Origin of the sequence: Phormidium tenue FACHB-1050 (assembly GCF_014696925.1) — a bacterium.
In the GTDB taxonomy this organism is placed as follows: Bacteria; Cyanobacteriota; Cyanobacteriia; order Pseudanabaenales; family Pseudanabaenaceae; genus Pseudanabaena.
In genome coordinates this window covers 1-26,604 of the sequence record NZ_JACJQY010000002.1, presented here as the reverse complement: position 1 = coordinate 26,604, position 26,604 = coordinate 1, and the positions used below count along the sequence as shown (strand labels likewise).

The following is a 26,604-nucleotide window of genomic DNA, read 5'->3' as shown; positions in this document are numbered from 1 at the left end:
AAATCTGTCTATTACTTGGAGTAATGCGTGCTCTAGATAAAACATAATATGCACCATAATCCTATCTCTATTGAAAGCCTCAGTTATACATATCCTGATGGTATTCAAGCTTTAAATGGGATCGATCTCCAGATTAAGGCAACCGAAAAAGTGGCGATCGTGGGCGCGAATGGTTCGGGAAAATCAACATTATTACTACATCTCAATGGTATTCTCCTGCCTCAGCATGGAGAAATTGTGATTGGTGAAATGCTGGTAACACCACATAATTTAATGGCAGTCAGGAATTTTGTTGGTCTGGTGTTTCAGAATCCAGACGATCAGCTATTTATGCCTACAGTTTGGGAAGATGTTGCTTTTGGTCCGATAAATCAGGGACTGAAAGGAACTGAGTTAAAAATTCGCGTATCGGAAGCCCTAGTGTCAGTCGGGCTTGATGTCACTAAATATGCTGAACGTCTATCCCATAATCTTTCTGGTGGGGAAAAAAAACGGGTGGCGATCGCTGGAGTATTAGCGATGCAACCACAGGTCTTAGTATTCGATGAACCCTCCGCCCAACTCGATCCGCGATCGCGTCGGCAATTAATCCAGCTTTTGCAAACCTTGCCAGAAACCCAGTTAATTGCCACCCACGATCTTGATCTCGTGTTGGAATTGTGCGATCGCACGATCATATTGAGTGAGGGGAAAGTTGTTTATGATGGAAATACGAAACAAGTTCTTAGCGATCGCGAATTTTTGCTAGCGCATTCTTTGGAAATGCCACTAAGCCTAAGCAGATGAAGGCAGCGCTAAGCATTGCCTTCATTTGCTTAGGCTTTTATGACCTATTCTAAACAGCAAGAAATCCATCAAAATATAATGATAAATTAATGTAGATATGAAAAGCTGTCATCACATTAAGTAAATGAGCATAATTAACTACGAATCAAAGCCCATAAAGTTGAACCCCGCAGGGGTTCAACTTTATGGGCTTTGGTAATTTATTTTGCCCAAGTACTTACTTCATGTATTCTATGGCAGCTTTTTTTAATCTGTGATTGAAAACTTGGGATTACCAATGATTTTGCGTTCTTTCTTTCAGTCAGTCAAGCAAGGTAAACGCTTTTGGTTGCTCATGATTGTGCTGCTAAACTTACCGATCGCCTCTGTATTTATTGCTCCAAAAGCGATCGCCCAAGAAAAGTTACAGGACTTTGACTATTGGGCTTCGCTTTGTAGTTCTTTGGTCAAGTCGCGTAAATATAAGGAGGCGGTTGAGGCATGCAATCAGGCGATTACTTTAAATACTAATGAGCCGATCGCGTGGCTAGAACGTGGTGATGCGATGGTTGGTTTAGCGATGTATACCGAAGCAGTCGTATCCTATGATCGCTTTATTAAGTTGCAACCAGATAATTCAGGAGCCTTAGCCAAGCGTTGTGGCGCTTTGAATGAGTTAGAACGCTATGAAGATGCGATCGCCTCCTGTGAGTTGGCTTTACGTCTTGATCAAAACTGGGCTGATGCTTCACCCGCAATGGTGTGGTATATCCAAGGGGCTTTATTAAAACGGGCAGGAAAACTTGCTGAGGCTCTAGAATCCCTTGAACTAGCCATTCGCTCAAATCCTAATTATTCGCTAGCCTTAACCGAACGCTGTGATATTTTTGTCTCGCTTGATCGAGCTGCCGATGCGATCCAAGACTGCGATCGCGCCATCAAGGTAAATGCTAATTGGGGCAAGGCGACACCTGCGATCGCTTGGAAAACTAAGGGGAAAGTCCAGAATCAGTTAAAACGCTTTGATGAAGCCCTTTTTTCCTACGATAAGGCTGTGGCGATCGAGCCAACCAATGCTCAGGCATGGGCTGAGCAGGGGATGATTTTATGGAGATTGGGACGTTATGCCGAAGCTTTGGCTTCACAGGAATGGGCGCTTAAGGCTAAAGAGAAATATTCCCTCGCCTTGGCTAATTCCTGTGCAGCACTCAACCAACTTCGCCAATATAAAGAGGCTCTAGCAGCCTGTAACTCAGCGCTCCAAGAAGGTGATCAACAGTGGGACTATCTGGGTCCTGCTTGGGCTTGGGATCAGAGAGCTAATGCTCTTAATGGGCTAGGCAAGTATGAAGAGGCTCTTGCTTCCGCAAATCGGGCGATCGCACTTCAGCCCAGTCAAGCTAGTTTTTGGGGCAATCGGGCGGCTACTCTTTGGGCGTTGGGACGTTTTGACCTAGCTCTTTCCTCGACGAATCAAGCGATCGCCCTCAATCAAAATTCATCCACAGCATGGTTCAATCATGGGCGCATTCTGGCTTCCCTAGGACGTACCGAAGAAGCTTTAAAAGCCTATGACAAAGCAATCGAAGGCGATGCCAATATTGGTAGTCAAATCTTTCTGGCTGATATTTGGACGAATAAATCAGCTTTACTATGGCGGCTCAATCGGTTTCAGGAATCCTTGATGGCAAGTCAACAAGCATTGGGGATCAATCCTAAATCAGACACAGCTTGGTTTAATCGTGGCTTGGCGCTTATGTCACTTGGTCGCAATGCTGAAGCAGCTAATGCCTATAGTCGGGCGATCGCGATCGATGTCAAAAATTCAGACTATTGGACAGGTCGAGGATTGGCTTTACTAGCTCTAAATAGTAATGCGGATGCACTGGTTGCCTTTGATCAAGCTCTTAAACTTAATCCTAATCAAACTCAAGCCACGATCAATAAGGCGATCGCGATCGAGCGTTTAAAACCTAAGCCAGTAAAGCCATAGCGTATAGATGGGGCGCTTCGCGCCCCATCTATACCTGTGATCGCAACGCGCTACAAGCTAAATACCTGGGATTTCTGAAAGATGACACTTTAATTCTTCGACCTCAAAATTAGTCATCTGTTGCCATTCTTCGATTGTGAAGTCATACCCTTCGGCTTTTGCCATTTCCACAAAACTTTCAAGATCAGGTGCTTGATTTAGCTTTGCTTTGAGGAGTGAATCTGTTTTGGCGGCTCGATAGAGACGAGCCACTTGCTCTCTTGCCATAACCTTGATTAGGAGTAAAGTGGTGGGATATGCTTTGGACAAGAATGTATAAACAATGCAAACTTTGCCACAAATCACACCTGTGTAATCGATAATAGTCTAGCAAGAATAAGGCAAGCAATCTATGGCTAGGAAAGCTCCAAATGTTTGGCAAAAATTCTGGAAACGCATCACTGACGTTTGGGGGCAGTTTCTTAGCACTATTGATGGGCTGATTGGTAATAAATTTGTTGAATTTTTAAACAAAAACGTTCCTACGCCCTTACGATTTCTAATTCCTTTTCTGAAGGATGATTTGGGCATTGAGCCACCTTCAATTACTTCTTTTAAAGGTATAGGACTGCCAGAAAAGATTGAGACTAAGGAAGTCTTAAAAGAAATTGCAGTTGATCAAAGGGTAGGGACGATTTGGCAGATTAAGCCACAATTTCTGCGCTATCAATGTCAAGAATCAAATCCATTTCGGTGCGAATATCCCCACGAAACCGTCACCGATAACCCTAATAATAAATATTGTAAAAAATGTCAATTCCCAGCCAGCTTACCACCTGAAGTCAAAATTCGTGGTAGAAACGGTGTTTATGAAGTAGATAACTATATTGGCATTCGTGGCACTGGTCGCATCTATAGTGCGACTAAACTCACAGACGGGGAATCATTTTTATTGAAAGAATATGTAATTCCCAAAAAATATTTTAATGAGCAGGAAACTAGAGCTTGCAAACGTAACTTTGAAACCTCGTCAGAACTGAAACTCTCAGACGGAAGAAAACAAGACTCGCGGTTGATTACCCCAATAGAGGCGATCGCAGATGCTCGTGAAGAGCGTTGTTATGTGATCCTGCAAAAAAATGATGAAGCGATCGCCCTAGCGGAATATTTGGCTATACATGGTGCGATGAGTAACTGGCAGGTCAAATCTTTTCTCAATCAAGCTTTACAAACCCTTGAGTCATTACATTCACAAAAATATCGATTGCGTTCTGGGGTGGTAACTTCAGACTTGCCTCACGGGAACTTAACTTTTTATAGCATTGCAATCCGAACAGATTTTCAGGGATTTACGGTCTATCTCAATGATATGGCGCTTTGGGAAGATCGCTTTTATCCACCCGATGTGCAAACACCTGCCTATTCTATCAATCGCGATCTTGAAGACTTGGGCTATATCGCTTTCTATCTCTTAAAAGGCGGGGTCATCGATTTAGAAAATCGTACTTGTTTAAATCCCCATGACCTCAATCATTGGGGTGACAAGGTTAATCTAAGACTGAAAAAGTTTATCCAAAACTTAATTGGTTTTGGCGAAACTAGTTATAACAGTGCAGAAGTGGCAAGGCGAGCGTTATTGCGTATACCAATAGAACGCGAGGATCTATTAGAATTTATTGACCAAGAGGAAGTTGCACCAGTTAAGAAAAATTGGTGGGGATGGCTAACCAAGAAAGTAATTGCGATCGCGATCGGGGTGATTCTATTATTGCTACTGCTTTTCTTGCTATATTTCTGGTTGACTCAACCACCAAAAGCCGCCAATCTCAATTTTCCTTGCTGCATTAATCAAATATCTGACATTCCTGAAGGTAAGTTTACCTATACGGCTGATAAGAATGGCACTTGGAATTACACACTCTTACAAAATAACTTGATTGCTAAGGGTTCAACTCTCGAAGAAGAATTGCAAAAACGTCAGCCAAAACTACAGCTTAACTATCAGCCCGTAACTGTTGATAAGAGTATCGATAAGACTTCTAATCGATTTCCGATCGCTCAATTACAATCTAACCAAGCCGATTTTGCTATTTCTAGTTTGCCTGATAATCTTGGTGGTAACTTTATAACTCAAGATATTGCCTATGATGGCTTATCGGTGTTTGTCGCTTTTAGTTATGCCCAACGCGATAACAGCTTACCAACGGCACTGCAAGGTAAAATCACCTTCGCCCAATTACACCAACTCTATACAGGAGAGATTATTAATTGGCGACAGTTGGGAGGACCTAACTTGCCTGTAAAACTCTACATGCCCCTAGATGATGAATCAATCAGAATTTTTGAGAAACGGGTGCTAAAAGATGAAGCCGCGATCGCTGCTTTCCGCCAACTTGCTCAAGAAGGAAATAATGGCATTACTTCACTATCTATTTTTGATTCACTGCGGCGGGTAATTCAAGACTTTGAGGAGCGCAACATTGGCAGTATTTCCTTTGGCTCAATTAGTCAGGTTTTTGGGCAATGCTCCGTCTATCCACTCACCTTAGCCGATGATAATAAATCCTTTGTTGCACCACTAGTTTGGCAAACTGGCAAGAATATTACTCCCGACGTTGATCTTTGTAATGAGAAAGGTAGCTATAGCCAAAACTACAGTGCTTTTATCAATCAAGTTTATCCCCTTGCCTATCCCATTTCGGTGGTTTATACCCGCGATAACCGCCGAATACCGATCGCTGAGCGTTTTGTCTCGATCATGCGAACTGAGGAAGCTCAAAATTTACTAAAGCAAACTGGGCTAATCCCTTTAAAATTCCCAATTAAATAACCTTAGTTCGAGTTGATTTTAAACTAGCTTTTATACCAATTCTCGAAAGTGTGGCAACACTTTTGTGAATTGAAAACCAAACCCAGTAAGAGTTTTAAAAACACAAAATGGCGTAGCCATTTTGTGTTTTGGTATTAGAGAGAGTTCGCGACGCGAACTCTCTCTAATACCAAAACAGTCAAATCCTCGCGAAGCGAGGATTTGACTGTTTTGGCTTTTAGAATTTTGTAGCTTATCCTGAACTCACGTTAAATAGCCTATTGGCTATTTAACAAAGCAGTGACAATTTATATATTGTCACTGCTTTGTGGATTTTAATAAACTTGACTAGAGCTATACTGTAGGTTAGATATACACTTAAATATACATTTTATACATGTACATATACGTGGCAAAACGTTTATGGCTAATCACTCTGACGAAGCAAAAGAACGTGCTGAACTTGCCAAGTTTGCGGCTCAAGTGTTACAGGAGCCTTTACAGCTTAGATTATTAAGCGAGAGGGTTCATGAACTCCTGAGCAACGATCTGCGACAACAAAAAGAACGGGCGGGTCGAAATTATGAGGGTAGGTTATGACCGCTAGTGGATTTACAAGAGCCGAGTCCTATGTCACCACCAATCATTTCTATGTAGAAATGTCACCTGATTCGACAATTGTGGCGTGTTTTACTGAATGTGGAGGATTGAGCGCCAAGGTAAAGTATGACACCTATTTTGAGGGTGGCAATAACAATCAGCAAAAAATTCTTTTAGGTCACACGGAGTTTTCCGAAGTCACGCTTAAACGTGGGGTAACTAATGATCTGAGCTTCTGGAATTGGTTTACAGCTACGACATCGCGGCGACGCAATATTCGGATTTTGCTATTTAACCAAGCAGGTGAAACGAGGCAATGCTGGACTCTAATCGGGGCAATTCCTGTTAGCTGGCAAGCTCCATCCCTGCAAGCTGATGGTAATGCTGTGGCGATCGAGGAGTTGTCGTTGGCAATTGAAGGACTCACCGTAGCGGCGACAGGTGGTGGTGCTGCTACCGTAGTGACAAGAGATACAACAAATGGTTCTTTCCCTAGTTCTTAAACAGTGACAGAAAATACTTCAACTCCTTTTGATGCTGGTGGTGATGATTTATCTGATGATATTCCATTAGGTAATTACACTCCTTTGCTTGTGCCGCCATCGCTTGGGCAGTCATTTTTACAGCCAAAATTCATATATCCCCTAGGAGCCATCTCATTAGTCAATCCCGATAATTTAGCGGCTGAAAATGATTTTGAGCCACTGAATAATGCTTTTAATGATTTTTCTTTTTTTGATCAACCTTTACAATCAGATTCTCTAAGTGGGTTTGATAGTCAAGCAACAAATCAACCTGATATCCAAACAAAGGCTATTGCTTCTAAAAACGATCTAAAGAGGCAAGTACAAACTGAGCGATCGCCAATTGATTCTCCTAAAAATGATTCAATACAAAGGAAAACTGTCGATTCTTCTCAAGCACAGCCTCAGAATTCTCCACTGAATTTATCCAGTCAAGAATTGAGTGCAAATCCCTCACCCAATCATGATTTTCAGCCAAGTTTAGAAGTAGATACATCAGGAAATATAGCTATTCAAAGATCTGATGATTTGTCGATTATTGACAGTAATAATTCAAACAGTGATCGCCCTGAGCAAATTCAAAGAACTTCTGATCATTCTTCAGCAAACACCCCAAACCCACAACTGCCATTAAATTCTAATTCGCCTGTTTTAGAAACAAGTATTGAGCAAAGTAATCAAAGTAATCCAGATAAGCCACTTCAAAGGCAGACAGATGAAGCTAATTTAGCTTTTGCAAATAATAATCTTTTAGAAGGCGATCGCTCTAATCAAACAGAATCTAATTTATTTACGGTTGATACTACTCAAGCTGCTCAAACTGATGTATTACAAAGACAGTCTGAGATTTCTAATGTAGACAATATTACTCAGAGTGAAGACCTTCAGCAAAACTATTCGGGAATTGATTTGCCTAATCTTGCTGTCAATTTAACCAGTGATAATTTTCAACAAATACAAAGATCTCCTGTCGCAGATAATATTTCTCAGGGCGATTACTTTGAGAAAACCCCAAGAATTTCTGATGGTTCTACAACCAATATTCAAAATCCACAAATTCAATTAAATTCTAATTTACCAGTTACAGGCATTGATACAGTTAGTAATTCTTTGGTAAGTGATCGCACTATTCAAAAAGAATCTAATCTTGTTGATACCGATAATATTCCTCAAGTGTCTCAAGTTCCTCAAGTTGATGCTTTACAGAAAAAAGCTAATACTGCACCTGTAAATAATCCTGTAAATAATCCTGTAAATAATATCTCTCAAGTAGATCTTACTCAGCCAATCCAAAGACAGCCTGATTTGTCTATCTCTAATAGCAGGATTTCTACAGACAAAAATACTCAGCCAATTCAAAGATCTTCTGAATCTAGTATTTTAGAAAATATTGCTGAAAGCGATCGCACTATTCAGCAAGAACCTGATTTATCTTCTGTCGATAGAATACAGATTCCCCCAACTGATGAAATACAGAGGCTACCTGATATTTCTTCAGTAGATAGTATTTCTCAAGGTGATCTCACTCAACAAACTCATAGACAAATTGATTCATCTCTCCTTGAAAATACTAGTACAAGTATTAACGCACAACAAACTCAAAGATTTGCTGAATCTCCTGTTTTAGATCGTGTTGCTGACAGCGATCGCACTATTCAGCGAGAACCTAGTTTATCTAGTGTCGATAATACACAATCTTCTCAATTAGATCCATTACAGACACAATCTAGTATCTCTAATGAGAATACTATTCCTGAAATTAATCCTGCTATTCAGCGAAAGCCTAATTTAGCAGCTACTGATATTACCCAATCTCTTCAAACTGACGCGATAAGAACACAACCTAATATTTCAGTGGATGATATTTCTCAAGGCGATCGCACTCTTCAAAGAGAACCTTTAGGAACAGTTACCGATATTACCCAATCTGATGAAGTACAGAGCCAAACAGATGTTAATCGTATTTCTCAAGCAGACTACACTCCACAAATCCAAAGACAGTCTGATCTTGCTACTGCTGATAGTTCCATAGACAGCAGCAATTCTACAATCAGCAATACTCAGCCAATTCAAAGATCTTCTGAATCTTCTATTGCGAATAATTTTATCGAAAGCGATCGCCCTATTCAACGAGAATTTGAATTAACTACTATTGAGCCTACACAGCTTGCTCAGACTGATGAAATCCAAAGACAACCTGATCTTTCTACGGTAGATAGTACGCCTGCAATCAACAGCACTCAATCAATTCAAAGGTCTTCTGAAACTACGATTGTGTCTGAAAGCGATCGCTCTATTCAACAATCATCTACTTTTTTAAATATTGATATTGGTCAATCACCCCAGACTAATAGTATTCAGAGGCAACCGGATCAAGCTAATATTGCAGACTTACCTGACTCGGATAGTTCTTCTACAAGTAATAACTCTCAGCAAATTAGAAGCTCTTTGGCATCTGGGATCTTAAAAAATGCTCCTGAAGGCGATCTCTCTATTCAACGGAAATCTGACTTGGCTCCTTCTGACTTCTCTCCTGTTGATAGAGCAATACCCCCGACTGATGAAATCCAGAGACAGCCTGATGTTTTAGTGGTCGATAATATCTTTGAAAGCGATCTCACTCAACAAATTCAAAGACAACCTGCTCCATCTGTCCCTGATAGCACTTCTACAAATGACAAGATTCAACCAATTGTAAAGACTTCTGAATCTCCTGTTTTAGATAATATCGATCAAGATGATCGCACTATTCAGAAAGAGCCTGATTTATTCAATAATGTTGATATTGCACAATCTCCCCAAATTGATCCCATACAACGACAATTCGATGTTGCAGCAGTAGAGAGTACTTCTCAAAGCAACACTATTCAACGAGAACCAGATTTATCTCCTGTTGATATTAAGCAAAATGCTCAGACGAATGAAGTCCAAAAACAAACTGAGATTAACCCAATAGATAGCCCTTCTCAAGGCGATCGCTCTATTCAGCTAGCATCTAATTCATTAGATAAAGATGTTTCACAAGTTTCTCAACCCGATTCTTTACAGCAACAATCTGAATCTCCTGTTTTAGATAGTTTTTCTGAAAGCGATCGCCCTCAATTAATTCAAACAAAACCTGATATATCCACTTCTGATAGTTCTAGCAACAGAAATTCACCACAACAAAGATTTGGTGATGCTGATATTTCTACAGTAGATAGTATCTCTGGAGATATTCAACGAAAATCCAACTTGTCTCCCGATCTTACCCAAACTCTACGAACTGATGATGTTACGGCAGTAGACAACATTTCTCAAGGCAATCATACTATTCAGAAAGAATTTAATACATCAGATGATGATGTTCCACAATCTGCCCAAACTGATGCTATACAGAGGAAAGGTGATGTCTCTGTCAATGGTATTAATCAAGAATCTCTTGCTCAACAAATACAACAAACTGATGCATTGTTTACTGATAAGGCTACTGCAAGTAACGATATTCAACAAATTCAGAGAGAAGTTGATTTGTCTCCTCCTTATATTAGCGAAGATGCTCAAATCAATGAAGTCCAGAGACAACCTGATCTTAATTTACTAGATAGTCCTATTCAAAGCGATCGCACTATTCAACGAGAACCAGATTTATCTGCTGTGGATAATAAGCAAGATGCTCAAATTAATGAAGTTCAGAAGCAATCTGGCGGTTTTATTGACAACGATATTCAGTCCATTCAAAGATTTTCTGAATCTCCTATTCTTGATAACTTTCCCGAAGGCGATCGCACCATTCAAAAAGCATCAGAATTATCTCCTATTGACAGTATGCAGATTCTCCATACTGATGAAATACAGAGAGAAACTGATACTTCGGAGGTGAATAGTATTGCCGAAAGCGATCGCACTATTCAAAGAGATCCTGATTTATCATCTGCTGATAGTGCACAAGCTTCTCAAGTTGAGAATATCCAGAGACAACCTGATGTTTCTACACCTAATATTTCTATAGTAGACAATAGTATTTTTGGGGGAAATCGCACACAAAAAATCCAAACAAAATCTGATTTATCGAACTCTGATATTTCCACAAACAGAGATTCACAACAAATTCAAAGATTTGTTGATGCTGATATCTCTACTGTAGGTAGTGTCGTTGATACCACACAAAAAGAATCTGATATTTCTGATGTAGATACTATTTCTCAAGGCGATCACACTATTCAAAGAAACCCTGACGTATTCAATAATGTTGATATTAAACAATCGCCACAAAGTAATGACATACAGAGACAATCAGATGCGTCATTAAATAGTCTTACTGAGGGATATGTTTCTCAACAAATAAAGCAAACTGTTCCGTTTATTTCTGATAGTAACGCTGGCAAAAATATTGTTCAGTCACTTCAGACTAATTTTTCTAATGTGGACATTCAGCAAAACACTCAGTCTGATGAACTACAGAGACAATCTGATGTTTCTACAGTAGACAATAATATTGCTGGAGATAATCACACTCAACAAATTCAAAGAACATCTGATTTACCTAACTCGAATAGTGATGCTTCTAGTAACACCCAGCAAATTGACATAGCTACTGAATCACCTTTAGATAGACTTTTAGCAGATAACAGCAGGCAACAAATTCAAACAAAATCTGATTTGTCAACTGCTGATATTTCTATAAATAGAGAATCACAACAAATTCAAAGATTTGTTGATGCTGACATTTCTGATGTAGACATTAATTCTGAAAACATCCAAAGAAAAACCAACTCATCTCCAGTTGAACTTACACAATTTCAACCTGACACAATCCAGAGACAGCCTGATATTGCGTTGGCAGATAATACTTCACCAACTGAGCAAAATATTCAGAGAGAGACTGACCTATTCAATAATATTGATAGCCCTCAATTGTTTCAAACTACTGACAACCAAGAGATATCTAATCTTCCAGTAGATGCTGCTGAAATGATTTCTCAAGGAAATCTTGTTCAACAGACACAACCCGCTAATTCATCTGTTCCTGATAGAGCTATTACAAATAATTCTGCTCAATCAATTCAGAGAGAATCTTTAGTAGATAATATTTCCCAAAGCGATCGCAATATATCTAGTTCACTAGATATATCTGCGTTAGATATTAAGCAAGATTCACAGGCTAATGAAATACAGAGACAACCTAACTTTTCAGATATAGATAGGATTGCTCAAAGTGATCGTCTAACAATTCAAAATAACTCTGGTTTAACACCTGCTGATAGTAAACAACCACCTCAAGTTGATGGTATCCAGAGACAATCTGATGAATCTCCTGTTTTAGATAGTCGTGCTGAAGATAATTTCCCGCAACAAATTCAAACAAAGCCTGATTTATCAATATTTGATATTTCTATAAATAGTGATTCACAACAAATTCAGAGATTTGGTGATGCTGATATTTCTACTGTAGATAGCATCGCTGATGCTATACAACAAGAATCTGATATTTCTGCCGTAGATAATATGTCTCAAGGCGATCGCACTGTTCAGAGAGAAGCTGACTTATTCAATAATGTTGATGTTACACAATCACCCCCAACTAATGAAATACAGAAACAATCTGGTGTGTCATTAAATAGTCTTACTGAAGGAGATCTGACTCAACAAATAAAACAAACTGATTCATCTATTTCTGATGGTAATCCTATCGGCAAAGCTGTTGAATCAGTTCAGAGAGAATCTTTTGTAGATAATACCTATCAAAGCGATCGCACTAATGAAGTCCAGAAACAACCTGATCTTTCTTTGGCAAATAGTATTTCTCAAAGCGATCACACTCTTCAACGAAATTCTGAATCACCTGCTGATATTACACAAACTCCTCAAACTGAGGGTAACCAGAGACAAACTGATATTTCTACATTAGACGCTAATATCTCTGAAGGCGAGCACACCTCACAAATTCAAACAAAAGCGGATATATCGACTTCTGATATTTCTATAAATAGAGCGTCACAACAAATTCAAAGATTTGGTGATGATGACATTTTTGCTGTAGATATTAATTCCGATTTGTCGCCTGTTGATATAAAACAGTCACAGCAAACTAATGAAATACAGAGACAATCAGATATTTCTGTAGATGGTAATATCGCTCAAGAAGATCTTACCCAACAAATCCAGCAAACTGATTCATCTATTGATGCAATACAGAGACAATCTGATATTTCAGCAATAGATATTTCTCAGAGCGCTCACATTTCTCCACAAGAATCTGATGGGTCAACGATTATTAATAAAAGTGATATTACAAGTTCCCCTCAAAATGAGACAATCCAAAGACAATTTGATCCTGATATTTCATCAGTAGATAACGTTTATCAAAACAATTCTGTTATCCCAAGAGAACCTGATTTATCAATTATTGATGTTACACAATCTTCTGTAAATAATGACATACAGAGTAAATTACAAAGAGAAACTGGTGATTCGACAATAGGTAATATCTCTCCACCTGAACCCATTCAACAAATTCAAAGAAATTTAGATGCTTCAGAAAATATCGATAGTACCTTAGCAATTGATCATAATAATGTCATCCAAAGAGACACCGATTTAGTTGCTCTAGATTTTGAAGTAAGTTCTCAGATATCAGATGATTTAGAGCATAATAATTCTCAGCAAATACAGAAAAAATCTGACCCGAATTCTGATCCAAAAAAAGATGATGCTATCAATAAAAAAGCTTCTTTAGAGCAAAATGACAATCAAACAATTATTCAAATGCTAGCTGATCCTAGTAATACCAAAGATTTACAACTTCCCAAAACTATTGAAAATCTTGCTCATAGTGATTACTTAGGTAATTTTTCATTGCTGCCATCACTTCCAATCTCTAGCGCTATGATGACATCGCAAACAGTCCAGCGATCGCAAATAGATCGACAAGATAGACCAGCTCAAAGCAATTTTCCCAATAGTTTAAATAACATAGCTAAAGCAATTCAACCTAAGCAAGACAAAAACTCTGACAATAGCCAGACAAATTCTATGGGCTGGTCAAATATATCCGAATTGTTAGCTAACTTGCCGCCTCCAAAGGCTAGTTCAACCACAAGCTCTCTTAACAAACAAACATCTAGTACTAGCGATCGCAGCTCTCTAGCAACTAGCTCCTCAAATCCATCCACAAGTTCTTCTAGCAATCAAACAACCATTCAGCGATCGCCAGATAAAACTACCTATGCGGATAATGATATTGAACAAGACTTATACTTAACGCCATTAGGATTGCAAAAAGGAAATCCCAACAAAATTACAAATACAAATATTCGATCTAATACAATTCAACGCGAACTTACCTCCGATACTTTGCCAGAAGCTAAAGTCTCCGTCAATCCCAGTCAAAATAATGATAGTTATGATGAAGAGAACTTTGATAAAAATCTTGAAACCCTTGCTCAAGAGATATATATTTTATTGAGGCAACGTTTAGAAATAGAAAAAGAACGACAGGGAGGTAAATATCAAGGGCGATTACCTTGGTGATTATATATAGTGCAGAATATAAGTAATAAAGTGCTGCGCTCCGCGCAGCACTTTATTATCCAAAACATCCAAAAATTATTATGGAGGATAGATTATGACAGCAGGCCCAATGGTTAAAGCAATGCTCACTACCACTGATGCAGGAGCAGCAGCCATAAATTTTCAGTTTAACCCCACCGAGCTTCAATTTCAGCGATCAGTAAGTCTCAACCGATCCGCAGGTGCGCGGACTGCCTCAGGGTTACCCAAAGTTACTTTCGCCTATCCAGAGCCTGTTAGTCTCTCTCTTAGCAATTTAACGTTTGATACTTACGAAGCTGGAACAAGCGTTCTAACATTGATTGACCCAATTATTAAATCTACAGACTTTACAGGATCATTAGAACGACCGCCAGTCTATGTTTTTGCTTGGGGACAGAACCAGTATCTTAAATGCTTTGTCAAATCTGTTAGCTATAAACTAACCATGTTTTTGGCTGATGGTACACCTGTTCGAGCGATCGTTGATATGTCCCTAGAAGAAGTTGATGCCACACAACTCTAAAATAAGTAAAAGCATTGCGAAGTGCCACTTTTACTGACATACAAAAAACTAGCTAGAGTCACTAATGCCGAAATATATACCCGCACCATTACTTAAAATTGATGGAGTTACCGCTTCCGCAGATTTGCTTAATGATATTTTGCAAATATCTGTTGAGGAAAGTCTACATCAGCCAGGGATGTTCACTCTCATTATCAATAATGATTACTTTCCTGGGAACTCAGATACAACTTGGAAGCATCAAGCTACATTTGCGATCGGCAAGAAAATCAATATTGGTTTCACTTCTAGTACCACTGAAGATACTGATTTTTCACAAGAAGCGACTGGGTATGTCTTAGAAGGTGAAATTACAGCTATAGAAACAGAGCTTAACGAAAAATCTCAGGCTCCGATCATCGTTCGTGGCTACGATGTCTCGCATCGTTTACATCGAGGACGTTATAACCGATCTTTCCAAAATGTTAAAGATAGCGATATGGTCTCCCAAATAATTGGTGAAGCGGGTATTGCGTCAGGGACTATCACTGCAACTACGGTTGTCCATGAATACGCTTTCCAAGAAAATCAGACCAACATGGAATTTTTGCAAGAAAGGGCTGCTCGCAATGGCTTTGAATTATATGTTCAGAATGGAAAGCTAAACTTTCGGGAACCAACTCAAGATGCAGCACTGACACTCACTTGGTTAGAGGATATCCATAGTTTTCGAGTGAGGGTTACGAGTGCTGAGCAGGTTAGCTCTGTGGAAGTGAGAGGTTGGGACTATCAGCAAAAACAAGCGATCGTCTCTACAGCATCAACAGCAACAATACTTACGTCAACTGATAGCGGTACAGGGAAAGCCTCCAGCACTAAATTTAGTGGCTCACCAAAAATGATCGTGGTTGATCAGCCAGTTTTTAGTTCTAATGAAGCTTTAAAAATGGCTCAGTCATTATATAAAGAGTTAGGTGGTGAGTTTGTTAATGCTGATGCTAAAGGAGAAGGCAACCCTGCGATTAGACCGGGAAAAGTAATCACTTTGTCTGGCATCGGTAACTATAGTGGCAGTTATTATGTGACCGAAACCCATCACTCTTTTCAGGAGCGCAAGTACGTTACTCATTTCAGTGTGCGTGGTTTGCGTGGAGGAAATTTATTCTCCATATTGTCATCTAAAACTCATCTACAACCTGGACAAACGATGATGGTGGGAGTAGTGAGCAATAACAACGATCCCAAGAAATGGGGAAGAGTTAGGGTTAAATTTCCCACGCTCACAGAAGAGCATGAAAGTAATTGGGCGAGAGTCGTGAGTGTTGGAGCAGGTGCAGCTAGAGGCTTTGATTGTTTGCCAGAAGTTAATGACGAAGTTTTAGTAGCCTTTGAGCATGGGGATATTCATCGCCCCTATGTGATAGGTGGTGTATGGAATGGAACAGATGCACCTCCTGAAGTGGTAACTGACAGCGTCGTTAACGGTAAGGTGCGTTTACGGACATTTAAAACTCGCCTCGGTCATAAATTGCAGTTTGTTGAAGAAGATAAAGCGCCTACAAAAAAAGGAGTTTACTTGAATACAATCGGTGGTCATAATCTCCGATTAAATGACAGCGACAAGTTTGCGGAACTGGAAACAACAGGTGGGCATAAATTTCGTGCTGATGACACCTCTAAGGTAATTAGCCTAACTTCCACAGGAGACATCACGATTAAAACTGGGACATCTGGTACAACTAAAGATCTAATGATTAATGCAGCTAATATGACCTTAACCGCAACTACCAACATTACGCTTAAAGTAGGTAGTAGCAAAATAGTGATTTCTAACACAGGTGTAGTAATTGAAGGAGCGCAAGTACAGGTAAAAGGTACTGGTTCAGCCAAAATGGAAGCACCCTTGATCAATGTTGAGGCGACTGGAGCTAATACAATTAAAGGCGCAATGGTTAATGTGGATGCAAGTGGAATAGCTGTGATTAAAGGTAGTTTAGTTAAGATTAATTGATCGCCCAGTGAATAATTAGTGGTGCTCAGCTAAGCTGAGCACCACTAATTATTCACTGGATAAGGAGTATGATATCGCAGCAATTCTCATTATGAAACCGATTTTGGTGTTTCCAGCGCCTTCGGCGCTGGAAACACCAAAATCGGTTTTTTGAAAGTCCGCCAACGGCGGACTTTCAAAAAAACGATTTTTATAATGAGAATAGCTGATGATATCGAGTCTGGGTTTACCTCTACCGCAAGTCGCTATAAAATTAAAAAATTGGAGGAGATCAGGTATGGGACAGCAAGTTGTTATGGGAGCAATGCTTCAATGTAGTTTTGGAGTTGCACCAAGTTCATTGATTGTGATCCCTAAGGGGATGCCTGTAATGACAGGAGGACCTTTCGCCGCGTCAATTATGGATTTTGCCCCAATCGTAAATATCCCTCCTTTTGGGATGTGTAACTCGCCTGCTAATCCAATGGTAATCGCCGCCACAGCCGCAGCTTTAGGTGTATTTACACCTATGCCTTGTATCCCTGTGACCGTCGCCCCTTGGGTTCCAGGCTCTCCAACTGTATTAATCAACAACTTTCCTGCGCTTAACAACTCCTCAAAATGTATGTGTGCTTGGGGCGGTGTGATTTCCATTAATTTTGCTGGACAAGTAACGGGACAAATTCCATAAGTATGTATTACTAACTATGAGTAACTTAGATCGCGATTATCTGGGTAGGGGAATTTCGTTCCCTTTGCGAATTAATGTTCAAGGTGAACTAAAAACTGAAGACGGCGATCGCAATTTAGAGGAGTCGATCGCTACAATTTTGAATACCAAATTAGGCGAGCGGGTGTATCGCCCTAATTTTGGCAGTCGCTTATCGGATCTCACTTTTGCGCCGATGAATCCGCAAACAATTTTGCTAGCCAGAATCTATGTTGAAGAAGCATTGAATAGATGGGAACCTAGGATTAAAGTTACGGGCGTTTATGCAGAGCCTGATCCCATTAGAGGACGTTTAGATCTAAAAATTCTCTATGAAATAAAAGAAAGCCATGACCGTCGTAGCATGGTTTATCCGTTTTATTTACTACCACCCAATGGCAATTAAAGAAGCAATTTTTGTGGCACGGCAAAGACGTGCCACAAAAATTAGCTTTAACTTTTTGAAATAATTTGGTATTTAATCGCGAAGGGTAAACATAGCTAGTAAAATCAAAACATCGCCAAATTCACTTGCGAGCATTGTGTAATGACGAAAGAGTTTGATTTTCTTCCCAATTTGCCCAAATCGGATCTTGACGATCGCACCTTTGCAGAATTGGTGAATGAGTGTCTTCTCAGAATCCCGCGCTACTGTCCAGAATGGACAAATTATAACCCTAGCGATCCAGGGGTTACCCTAATTGAATTATTTGCTTGGTTGACCGATCAGATGTTGATGCGGTTTAACCAAGTACCGCGACGTAATTATGTTGCTTTTTTAGAATTGTTAGGGATTCGCTTACAGCCACCAGCACCTGCTCAAACAGAGGTAACTTTTTATCTGAGTGCGTCTTTGCCAGAACCCTACACAATTCCTGCGGGGATTGAGGTTGCTACACTGCGAACTGAAACTGAAGAGGCGATCGTCTTTAGTACCGATCAACCTCTGATAATTGGGAATCCCCGAATTTTACATTTACTTGCTGCACCTAGAGCCGAAGAAAACCCTGAATTTTTACGTGATTTACTCTTAGATGTATGGACAGAAGATCGTGAAGAGGGATGGTCAGGACAGGAAATAGCTCTATTTAGTGAACCGCCTCAACCAAATAATTGTTTCTATGTGGTGTTTGATGGAGAACAACCGATCAATGGCAATGTAATAGCCCTCAACTTGAAGGGAGAATCGGCAACAACCACAGGGATTAATCCGAATAATCCACCTCGATTTTGGGAAGCATGGAATGGCAATGCATGGCAACCTGTACTCCAAAAAGAGAGTGACGATCGCACGAAAGGATTTAGTTTTAGTGAATTAGCCAATGAGGGGACAAATCCTTTACAGGGTGCAGAAGTTATCTTTCATTTACCACTTACATGGGAAGTGACACAGTTTTCGACTTATCGAGGGCGGTGGTTACGCTGTAGCTATGTCGAACCAACAGCTAATCAGTTAGCCTATAACCGATCGCCACATATTATTGGCATGGGTGCGAGAGCGATCGGTGGGACAGTTAAGGCTACTCAATGTCATGCTTTAGTAAATGAGGTTTTGGGAGAGAGCAATGGCAAATCAGGACAGGTCTTTCAGCTAATGCACCAACCAATATTGCCGCGCCAAGCAGATGAATATTTACTAATCACCCCACCCGTCGGACTGCCACAAATATGGCAGGAAGTTGCCGATTTTTCCGAATCTACGGAAAGTGATTTGCACTATATTATCGATTCCACTTCAGGACAAGTTCAATTTGGTCCCTTTGTGCAAACGCCTAATTATCAGAGTCAGCATACATTGCAACGTCTACGGATTCAAGGTGAACCAATGCAAAGAGTCGTGGCGGATCAAACTAAGGCGATCGCTATGAATACGAAGTCAACTGGTACTCAATATGGAGCAGTTCCACCTAAAGGCGCAATTATCCAAATGGTGAAATATCGCACAGGTGGAGGCTTTCGCGGTAATGTGCAGCGCGGAAGTTTGCGAATAGCCAAAAATGCTATCCCCTATGTAGCTAGTTTAACCAATCACATTTCGGCAAGTAATGGTGTTGACGCAGAATCCCTTGATGATGTGGCTGTGCGAGTTCCTAAGATGCTCCGAACTCGCGATCGCGCAATTACCCAAACTGATTTTGAATATTTGACTCTGATTGCGGGGGATGGTGCAGTAGCTCGCGTCATGTGTGCGCCCACTCGGAGGAAACAAGAAGCAGGAACTGTGAAGTTGCTAGTTGTCCCTAGAGTCCGCACGGAAAGCGTTGAGCAAGGTCAAGGAATTGCTCCTGATCAGTTCATTTTAACCAAGCCCCTCATTGACCGAGTCTTAGGCTATCTTGATGAACGGAAAATGCTAGGCATCCAAATTCAACTAGACCAACCCGAATATGTGGGAGTCTGTGTACAGACTGAGATTGCTCTCGAAGCTTCCTACAGTAATCCACAGGTGCAGCAAGATATTGTGCGACAGCTTAAGGTGATGCTCTATCGGTTTCTTAATCCGATTACGGGTGGAGTTAGCGGACAAGGTTGGGAGTTTGGTCGTCCTGTTTATCCGTCTGATATTGTCAAACTGTTACAAAACTTTCAAGGTGTGCGCTTTTTAGGTACAGTACAACTATTTGAGTTGCGCTATGAAAACGGCGAATGGATGAGAAGACTTGCGCCACAACCAATGATTGACCCCGGTTCAGTTGGATTGATCTGCTCTTGGCGCAGTCCTAGATTACGCTCTAGCCATGTGATTAATATAGTCAGTTAAGCCCGCATGACAGCATCTAAATACCACCTCCTATGACTCAAAAAAGTAAGCTCCAAGCACTAAGCATTCGCCTAATTTCGATGAAGTCTCCTGATGCCATTGAAGAGACTTTAGCCAGTGCCGATAATTTGGGTAGTCCACAGGACAATCTGTTGCGAGCCACGGGTGATAGTGTGCGATCGCCTACTAATTGCAAACTGCTGATCCATCCCCATGAACCGAGTGAGATTGTAGTCAAGCTCAAAAACTCCAGTAACCGATCGCTACTGACTAACTTGCGTGTTGAAGGGGACTTCCCAACGGATTGGCTGCAAATTGGGATGGAAGGGAATGAGTTGCCGCCCTATGCAGAGATGGAAGCTGTTCTTTATTTCCAAGTTCCTGCGGACTTTTTTGAGAAACAAGAGGCGATCGTGCAAGGTCAGCCCCTCACGATTAATTATCAGGGGCAGTTACAAATTTATGGTGGTTATGCGAGTTCTAATTCAGAATTCTCTCCCAGACTAGAATTATTTGATGTTGAGCCATTCCGGCTGTATGTGCGTCCGCCTAGTTTATATCTGGACTTCTTACCTGATACTTACCGTGAAGTAGATTTTGTAGGACGCTTGCTAAAGATCTTTGAAGAAGCCCTAGAACCCGATGTGCAGATCTTAGACTCACTCTGGGCTTATCTCGACCCAATGCTAGCTCCTGAAACTATGTTGCCGTTTCTTGCCCATTGGGTGGGATGGGAAACAGCAACAAATCTTGATGTTGAGCGACAACGCTACTTGATCAAGCAAGCCATGCAGATTTATCGCTGGCGGGGAACTCGTCGGGGGCTACGCTTTTATATCCATTTGTTTACAGGATTACCCCTCGACGAACATTTACCTGAGACAGAAAAACACATTAGTATTTTTGAAATCACAGGACGGGGTTTTGTGCTTAGTGAAGCAATCCTCGGACAAAGTGCCTCCACGGGTGGTGGTAGACCCTTTCATTTTGTGGTGAGAATTCGTAACGATTTACAGAATAGTCTTGACCTGCCGCTGATCCATCGAATTATCGAACGTGAAAAGCCTGTTTGTTGTACCTACGATCTAGAAGTCATTTAAAGATCTCGTTACGAAGCGCCGATATCTTTAAATCCTAAAAATGTACTGATAAAAATAATTGAGAAAAAATCACTAAAAACCTATGAATGACTTTCCCTATCCCATAATTAAATCCTTTGAAAGGTTACAAGTATCAGATGGATTGATGATCAATAGTGAACGATGGCGACTCGCTCACGAATATCATCAGCATCGCCAAAATGTGCAGTATCAGTCTCTATTTTTACCAGGGATAATTTGTGGTTTAGGCGTTGCTCCGATCGCTGCGCCTGATGACTTACCCGCCAAATTTCGGGATGGGCGTTGGGTGCAAATTCAGCTAGGCATGGCGATCGATCTGCAAGGTAATTTTATTGTTGTGCCAACTCCTCTCGATTTTCGGATTTCCACGACTGCTTATGATGTTGAGATTGCGATCGTTTATCTAGTTCTTAGTTATGTCGATCCTGCTAAACTCAAGCGAGCCAATGGCAATGAAATACTGGTAGAAACCTTTCGAGTCAATGAGAAAACTGACTTACCACTTGAAACGGATATTGAAATCTGTCGGATAGCGATCGCTGAAGGGAAGTTGGAAATCCAGAAACCAATAGATATATTTTCTCCCCAAGTATCGCAATTAGATATGCGCTACCGCTTACAAGCTCAAATTCGTCCCAAAAACTTGGTTCGAGTAGCAACTTTCAGCGACAATCAACAAAACTCCATTCAAGAAAATCTCCATTTTCTCGGACAATCCTTATCCAGTCTTGCACCGAGCTTGAGCATAATTGAGCCAATCAGTAAGCTAGATATTAATGCTGAACTGACATTGAGTCATCTCAGTACCTACCATCTCATTTGTTTGACCCATGCCCAAGTTTTAACCATTAATGATGCTACACAATTAGCTTTACGAGAATACATTGCTATGGGTGGGGTCGTACTAATCGAAGCCTCAATTCGTAATAGCCAGTTAGAAAATCTATTAGGAATTTATAATGAACTCCAAAATGCTAGCAATAAGCTCAAAAAAACTAGCCAATCGCTATCAATGGCTCAACAAGCTGATCAGTCGAGTATTCAATCAGAACTACTGTCTGAGTTAGAAGCGATCGCCATTGAGATCAATTCCTCTACCCAAGATTTTCTTGATTCCCTTCGCAGTCGGCTTCCCATGGAAACACCGATGCAAGCATTTTCCGATTTAGAGAGAACTCATCCTCTCCGTAGCCAGCCATTTCTATTTCCAAATTTATCAGCAATCACTGAGCAACCAATGCAGATAGTCACGAATGGAGGTTTAATTGTCATACTAGGCAAGCTATTACCGATCTGGAGTGGTCAATCCGATCAAGCCCTGACGAGAGAAACCATTCGCAATTGCCAAGAATTGGGGATTAATATTCTCAACTATGCTGCTCAACGTTCTGGAATGTATCAAGCCATGCAAGTAAATCCTCAATACCAAAACAATCTTAATCTGCAACCAGAATCTGATCAACGCCGCATCACCAATATGGTTGACACCCTCCCATAAAGCATCTAGACATTCACATTTATCCAAGGTTATTTATCTATGTCTTCGATTCGTCAAGTTTTTCCCATTGTTTTGAGCATTCAAATTACGGTAGCAGTTGGTATCACGGGTTGGATTTCATTTAATAGTAGTGAACGAGCTATCCAGAAGCTAACTCGTCAACTTTGTGACAATTTAAATTTACGGGTTGAACAACAAATTACTTCCTATCTAGAAGAGTCAGTACGAATCAATCAGTCTTTGACTACCGCCCTTAGCAACGGCAGTATTAACCCCAATGATATTAGTCAAGTTCAAAAAGATGTCTTTAATAAAGCAAGGGAACTAAATATCCAAAACATTTTGTTTTATGGCAATGAAAGTGGAACGATGGTTGGTATTGAGCGCTATACTGGCTCCAATTTTTTGCTGCGTATTCGCGAGGAAGCTAATAGTCTTAATCGTCCGACCTATGTGCTAAGTAGTGATGGAGTACGAGGGAAATTGGTCACAAATGAAGTATATGACCATCGAACCCGTCCGTGGTATATTGCCGCTAAACAGTCTGGCAAAGCAATTTGGAGTTCGATTTTTGTTAGTACCACTGATGGCGAACTAACTACCACCAAAGCTACCCCAATTTATAATTCTAGTGGAGGTATACAGGGCGTAGTAGGCATTAACATTTCACTAAAACAAATTAAGCAGTTCATGTTACAAACTCGCCCTTCCGATCGATGGAATGTGTTTTTAGTTGAGGGCAACGGTACATTGGTTGCATCTACTTCCGAAGCTCCAGTCTTTGAGAAAAATGGCAATGTAGTTAAGCGTTTTGAGGCTTCTCAAAGTCAAGATCCAAAGCTACAGAATGCTGGGCTAGCTATTCAAAAACAGTACGGAGGCTTTCAAAGTCTTCAAGATGCTCAAGTAATTGAATTTGAGTTAAATGGTGAGAAATATATTGTTAGCACGCATAAATTGAATCAGGGCTTACAGCTAGATTGGTCAGTGGGGATTATCGTGCCAAAGTCAATTTTCATGCAGGAGATTGATACCAATAACCGAGTTACTTTAATTATTATTGTGATTATGTTGGGGGTAAATATTTTGATCGGTTTGGCGATCGCCTCATGGCTACTTCGACCAATTAAAGATCTGATGACTGCGGCAAAAGGAATCGAAGAAGAATCTTTTAATGCTGAAGAATTAGATTCAGTTGCTCAGCGTCAAGATGAACTAGGGCAAATGGCGCGAGTATTTCAAGAGATGGGAAGTACCATTGCGGAACGCCAAAATGGGATGAAGAATCAACTCAGTAAACTGCGTGCCGAAAAGGATGAAGCTAAAAAAGCGGCGATCGCATCCCAAATGGGACAGTCTAACTCAGTAGAATCACTTCTAAGCCGTGCTAGAGCATTAAGGATGGGCGATGCTTCGCGTCGTTCTTAGTCCCAAACTATAACGATTTTCATTTTGTCGTAGACAAAATGAAAATTGCAAACCTTTACTGTAGTTATTTTTAGATTTAGCAAATGAACAAGTACGCATTTGCCAAACGCTATCAGAGAAACCTAGGAGAATACGGCGATGTCCGCAAATCAAATCGGCTTAGAGATACCTCAAAAAGAACTAAATTTTAAAATTGGTTCAGCAAAAAATTCTTTTCCTGTAGTTGTCGTTAATGATAGCAATCAGTTTTCTAGCTTTCAGATTGAACTCATTGCCGCAGGTGCAGACATTCAAGAAGTTGGCTATGAGTGGTATACGATTTCACCCGATGTGAGTGTGAAGATCCCTCCAGGAGATTTGGTCGAGTTTGTGGTTTCGATTATTGAAACCCCGATCTCAGGATTTACGGGGATTATGAATATTACAGTTCGGGCTTTTTCAATCGAGTTACGTGAAGAAAATCGTGAAGTATTACGCATCAATCTCCAAGAAGGAGCAGGGCGATCAATTTTAAAGGCTGAAATACCTGCTCAAAAACTTCAAGCTATGCCCCTTGATGAACTAGAAATTCCCATCTTAATTGGAAATCCCAGTCAGCAAAATACAAATGTAACCTTAACCTGCCGTGATCTGCCAGATTCATGGTTTCCTAGGGGCAATACTCAACAGTTTACAGTCAAGGCTGGGGCGCAGTTTCGGGCTTCCTTTATATGTAATTTGCCATTTGATCATGATGCGATCGCCAAATCCTATCCTTTTACCATCGATATTTCCCATACCAATGGCTTACCTTCGCAATTAACATCGAGCTTAGAAGTATTGCCAAAAGGTGAATTAGCAGTAGTCTGTTCACCAAGATCACAGACTATTCCTGCTAAGCGATCGTGGAAATTGTGGTGGAAGTTTTGGCAATCATCACCAGCCATATTTACGCTCACAGCCGACAATGCCAGCAACCTTCCGCAAAAAATTAGTTTTGATCTAGAGAATGTTAGCTCTAGTGATTATGAAGACTTTTCCTTTGAAGTGTCACCCAATGATGCAGAAATTGAACCATTCAGTAAAAATGATCTTCAGCTTCAAGTTGATAAACCGCGACCTTGGCTAGGAGCATCTCAGAAATTAAATCTTTTAATTAAGGCAAACTGGCTAGATACAAGGGTTAACACCATTGATGAAGTCCAAGCTATTGAAGTTGTTGTTAAGCCAGTAGTTCCACTTTTCTTAATAATCCTGATTTTAGCAATCATTCTCTTTGTCATGGGTTGGTTGTCTGGCTTTAATCCTAATAATCCATTTCCACCGCATCAGGGAGCTGTTACATCTGTTCAATATGATGGTATTGGTAGTCATGCGATTAGTAGTTCTAACGATCGCACAATCCGTAAGTGGAATGTATCAGGATTTTATCGACCCTTTGGCGGTTTTGATCTAGGTACTTTGACGGAAGCTCAAAAAGCTATTCGCACAGTTCGCTATCGTCCTGTTAATAATAATTTTGTAGCGGCTGGACTAGAAAATGGGGAAATCCAGATTTTGGATAGTCAAGCCGACAATAAACGTCCGATCGCTACATTTACTAATCAGTCGGATGATCGCGTATTTGGTTTAGAGTACACCCTCGACGCGAGAACCTTATTTAGTGGTCATGGGAGTGGCACAGTATTACGGTGGGATCTTCAAAGTCTATTTACCAATCCGCCCACCCAACCGAGTCAGATTAAGAAATTTGATTTTGCGGTTATTGCGATCGCTCTAGTTGGACAAGATGACAGCACTTTGGCGATCGCTGGTCGTTATAACCAACTTGTCCTCTGGAATTGGGTCAACAATACAGTTAAGCAAATCGCCTATCCTAATGTCGGTGGACAGGATGACTATATCCAAAGTATTTCTGTACCAGATCTCAAGCGCAATTTACTGGCTACAGCCGACAATCAGGGCTATATGTCAGTTTGGGATCTCAGTACCTGTTTGCAAGGCGATCGTCCTTGTCAATTAGTTGATGGCTGGAAAGATGCTCATAATTCTAAACCTGTGCGATCGGTTGCCTTCAGTTCGCAAGGTTGCTATTTAGTTAGTGGTGGTGACGATGGACAAACGAAGCTGTGGGCTTTAACTGCCAATGGCAAACGCACCAGTAATATTAATGGTAAAACTTTAGAAACTAATCGTTCTTCAATTAGTGCTGTGGATATCCAGCTGATTGGGAAGGATATTGTGACTATCAGTGGTACAACGGAAGGAAGAATACTTGGTCAAAAAACAGAACGACTTTTTAACCTAGGATGCTAAGTACAGGACAAAAATTTAATGGAGTTGAAGAAAGCCTCGGAATTGAGATGAAGGTCAAAGATGAAGTGACGCAGGAAATCAAAACCACGACGAAAAA

At 40.5% G+C, this 26,604-nt stretch carries 16 protein-coding genes; 15 read left to right on the top strand and 1 reads right to left on the bottom strand.

The window, feature by feature from the left end:
* Positions 1-48: 48 nt before the first annotated feature.
* Positions 49-786, top strand: coding sequence for an energy-coupling factor ABC transporter ATP-binding protein (locus H6G05_RS01575; protein WP_190575734.1), 738 nt, complete (start codon positions 49-51; stop codon positions 784-786).
* A 253-nt stretch (positions 787-1,039) separates the two neighbouring features.
* Positions 1,040-2,758 carry a tetratricopeptide repeat protein gene (locus tag H6G05_RS01570; RefSeq protein WP_322096308.1) on the top strand — a complete coding sequence of 573 codons (1,719 nt, stop codon included), beginning with the start codon at positions 1,040-1,042 and terminating at the stop codon, positions 2,756-2,758.
* Between the two features lie 57 nt (positions 2,759-2,815).
* On the opposite strand, the gene H6G05_RS01565 is transcribed toward H6G05_RS01570, so the two are convergent.
* Entirely contained in the window at positions 2,816-3,025 is a 210-nt protein-coding gene (locus H6G05_RS01565; RefSeq protein ID WP_190575733.1) for a Nif11-like leader peptide family natural product precursor, read from the bottom strand.
* 124 nt (positions 3,026-3,149) lie between these two features.
* Between H6G05_RS01565 and H6G05_RS01560 the strand changes: the two genes are divergently transcribed.
* From H6G05_RS01560 to H6G05_RS01500, 13 genes are all read left to right on the top strand, one after another.
* The gene (locus tag H6G05_RS01560) at positions 3,150-5,567 is read left to right on the top strand and encodes a PstS family phosphate ABC transporter substrate-binding protein (RefSeq protein WP_190575732.1); all 2,418 of its coding nucleotides are present in this window, start codon (positions 3,150-3,152) and stop codon (positions 5,565-5,567) included.
* A gap of 402 nt (positions 5,568-5,969) precedes the next feature.
* Positions 5,970-6,146, top strand: coding sequence for a hypothetical protein (locus H6G05_RS01555; RefSeq protein ID WP_190575730.1), 177 nt, complete (start codon positions 5,970-5,972; stop codon positions 6,144-6,146).
* The gene (locus tag H6G05_RS01550) at positions 6,143-6,649 is read left to right on the top strand and encodes a phage tail protein (RefSeq protein ID WP_190575728.1); all 507 of its coding nucleotides are present in this window, start codon (positions 6,143-6,145) and stop codon (positions 6,647-6,649) included. Before H6G05_RS01555 ends, H6G05_RS01550 begins: the two co-directional genes overlap by 4 nt.
* 3 nt (positions 6,650-6,652) lie before the next feature.
* The gene (locus H6G05_RS01545; protein WP_190575726.1) at positions 6,653-14,182 is read left to right on the top strand and encodes a hypothetical protein; all 7,530 of its coding nucleotides are present in this window, start codon (positions 6,653-6,655) and stop codon (positions 14,180-14,182) included.
* Between the two features lie 94 nt (positions 14,183-14,276).
* A complete protein-coding gene (locus H6G05_RS01540) occupies positions 14,277-14,726 on the top strand; it encodes a CIS tube protein (protein WP_190575724.1) in 450 nt (149 codons plus the stop codon).
* 64 nt (positions 14,727-14,790) lie between these two features.
* A complete protein-coding gene (locus H6G05_RS01535) occupies positions 14,791-16,716 on the top strand; it encodes a VgrG-related protein (RefSeq protein ID WP_190575722.1) in 1,926 nt (641 codons plus the stop codon).
* 277 nt (positions 16,717-16,993) lie between these two features.
* Entirely contained in the window at positions 16,994-17,386 is a 393-nt protein-coding gene (locus H6G05_RS01530; protein WP_190575720.1) for a DUF4280 domain-containing protein, read from the top strand.
* Between the two features lie 16 nt (positions 17,387-17,402).
* Complete coding sequence (locus H6G05_RS01525; RefSeq protein WP_190575718.1) at positions 17,403-17,810, top strand: GPW/gp25 family protein; 408 nt, start codon at positions 17,403-17,405, stop codon at positions 17,808-17,810.
* A gap of 141 nt (positions 17,811-17,951) precedes the next feature.
* Positions 17,952-20,165 (top strand): putative baseplate assembly protein, encoded by a 2,214-nt coding sequence (locus H6G05_RS01520; protein ID WP_190575715.1) that lies wholly within the window; start codon positions 17,952-17,954, stop codon positions 20,163-20,165.
* A gap of 32 nt (positions 20,166-20,197) precedes the next feature.
* On the top strand, positions 20,198-21,265 hold the full coding sequence (locus H6G05_RS01515; RefSeq protein ID WP_190575713.1) for a phage tail protein: 1,068 nt from the start codon (positions 20,198-20,200) through the stop codon (positions 21,263-21,265).
* Positions 21,266-21,347: 82 nt separating this feature from the next.
* Complete coding sequence (locus tag H6G05_RS01510) at positions 21,348-22,784, top strand: hypothetical protein (RefSeq protein WP_190575711.1); 1,437 nt, start codon at positions 21,348-21,350, stop codon at positions 22,782-22,784.
* Between the two features lie 39 nt (positions 22,785-22,823).
* On the top strand, positions 22,824-24,212 hold the full coding sequence (locus H6G05_RS01505; RefSeq protein ID WP_190575709.1) for a cache domain-containing protein: 1,389 nt from the start codon (positions 22,824-22,826) through the stop codon (positions 24,210-24,212).
* 138 nt (positions 24,213-24,350) lie between these two features.
* Entirely contained in the window at positions 24,351-26,507 is a 2,157-nt protein-coding gene (locus H6G05_RS01500) for a WD40 repeat domain-containing protein (RefSeq protein ID WP_190575707.1), read from the top strand.
* The last annotated feature ends 97 nt before the right edge of the window (positions 26,508-26,604 follow it).

Bases quoted from the DNA above. Each gene is read 5' to 3' on its own strand.
- H6G05_RS01575 (WP_190575734.1), top strand. From the start codon at position 49: ATGCACCATAATCCTATCTCTATTGAAAGCCTCAGTTATACATATCCT.
- H6G05_RS01565 (WP_190575733.1), bottom strand. From the start codon at position 3,025: ATGGCAAGAGAGCAAGTGGCTCGTCTCTATCGAGCCGCCAAAACAGAT.
- H6G05_RS01560 (WP_190575732.1), top strand. From the start codon at position 3,150: ATGGCTAGGAAAGCTCCAAATGTTTGGCAAAAATTCTGGAAACGCATC.
- H6G05_RS01555 (WP_190575730.1), top strand. From the start codon at position 5,970: ATGGCTAATCACTCTGACGAAGCAAAAGAACGTGCTGAACTTGCCAAG.
- H6G05_RS01550 (WP_190575728.1), top strand. From the start codon at position 6,143: ATGACCGCTAGTGGATTTACAAGAGCCGAGTCCTATGTCACCACCAAT.
- H6G05_RS01540 (WP_190575724.1), top strand. From the start codon at position 14,277: ATGACAGCAGGCCCAATGGTTAAAGCAATGCTCACTACCACTGATGCA.
- H6G05_RS01535 (WP_190575722.1), top strand. From the start codon at position 14,791: ATGCCGAAATATATACCCGCACCATTACTTAAAATTGATGGAGTTACC.
- H6G05_RS01530 (WP_190575720.1), top strand. From the start codon at position 16,994: ATGGGACAGCAAGTTGTTATGGGAGCAATGCTTCAATGTAGTTTTGGA.
- H6G05_RS01525 (WP_190575718.1), top strand. From the start codon at position 17,403: ATGAGTAACTTAGATCGCGATTATCTGGGTAGGGGAATTTCGTTCCCT.
- H6G05_RS01520 (WP_190575715.1), top strand. From the start codon at position 17,952: ATGACGAAAGAGTTTGATTTTCTTCCCAATTTGCCCAAATCGGATCTT.
- H6G05_RS01515 (WP_190575713.1), top strand. From the start codon at position 20,198: ATGACTCAAAAAAGTAAGCTCCAAGCACTAAGCATTCGCCTAATTTCG.
- H6G05_RS01510 (WP_190575711.1), top strand. From the start codon at position 21,348: ATGAATGACTTTCCCTATCCCATAATTAAATCCTTTGAAAGGTTACAA.
- H6G05_RS01505 (WP_190575709.1), top strand. From the start codon at position 22,824: ATGTCTTCGATTCGTCAAGTTTTTCCCATTGTTTTGAGCATTCAAATT.
- H6G05_RS01500 (WP_190575707.1), top strand. From the start codon at position 24,351: ATGTCCGCAAATCAAATCGGCTTAGAGATACCTCAAAAAGAACTAAAT.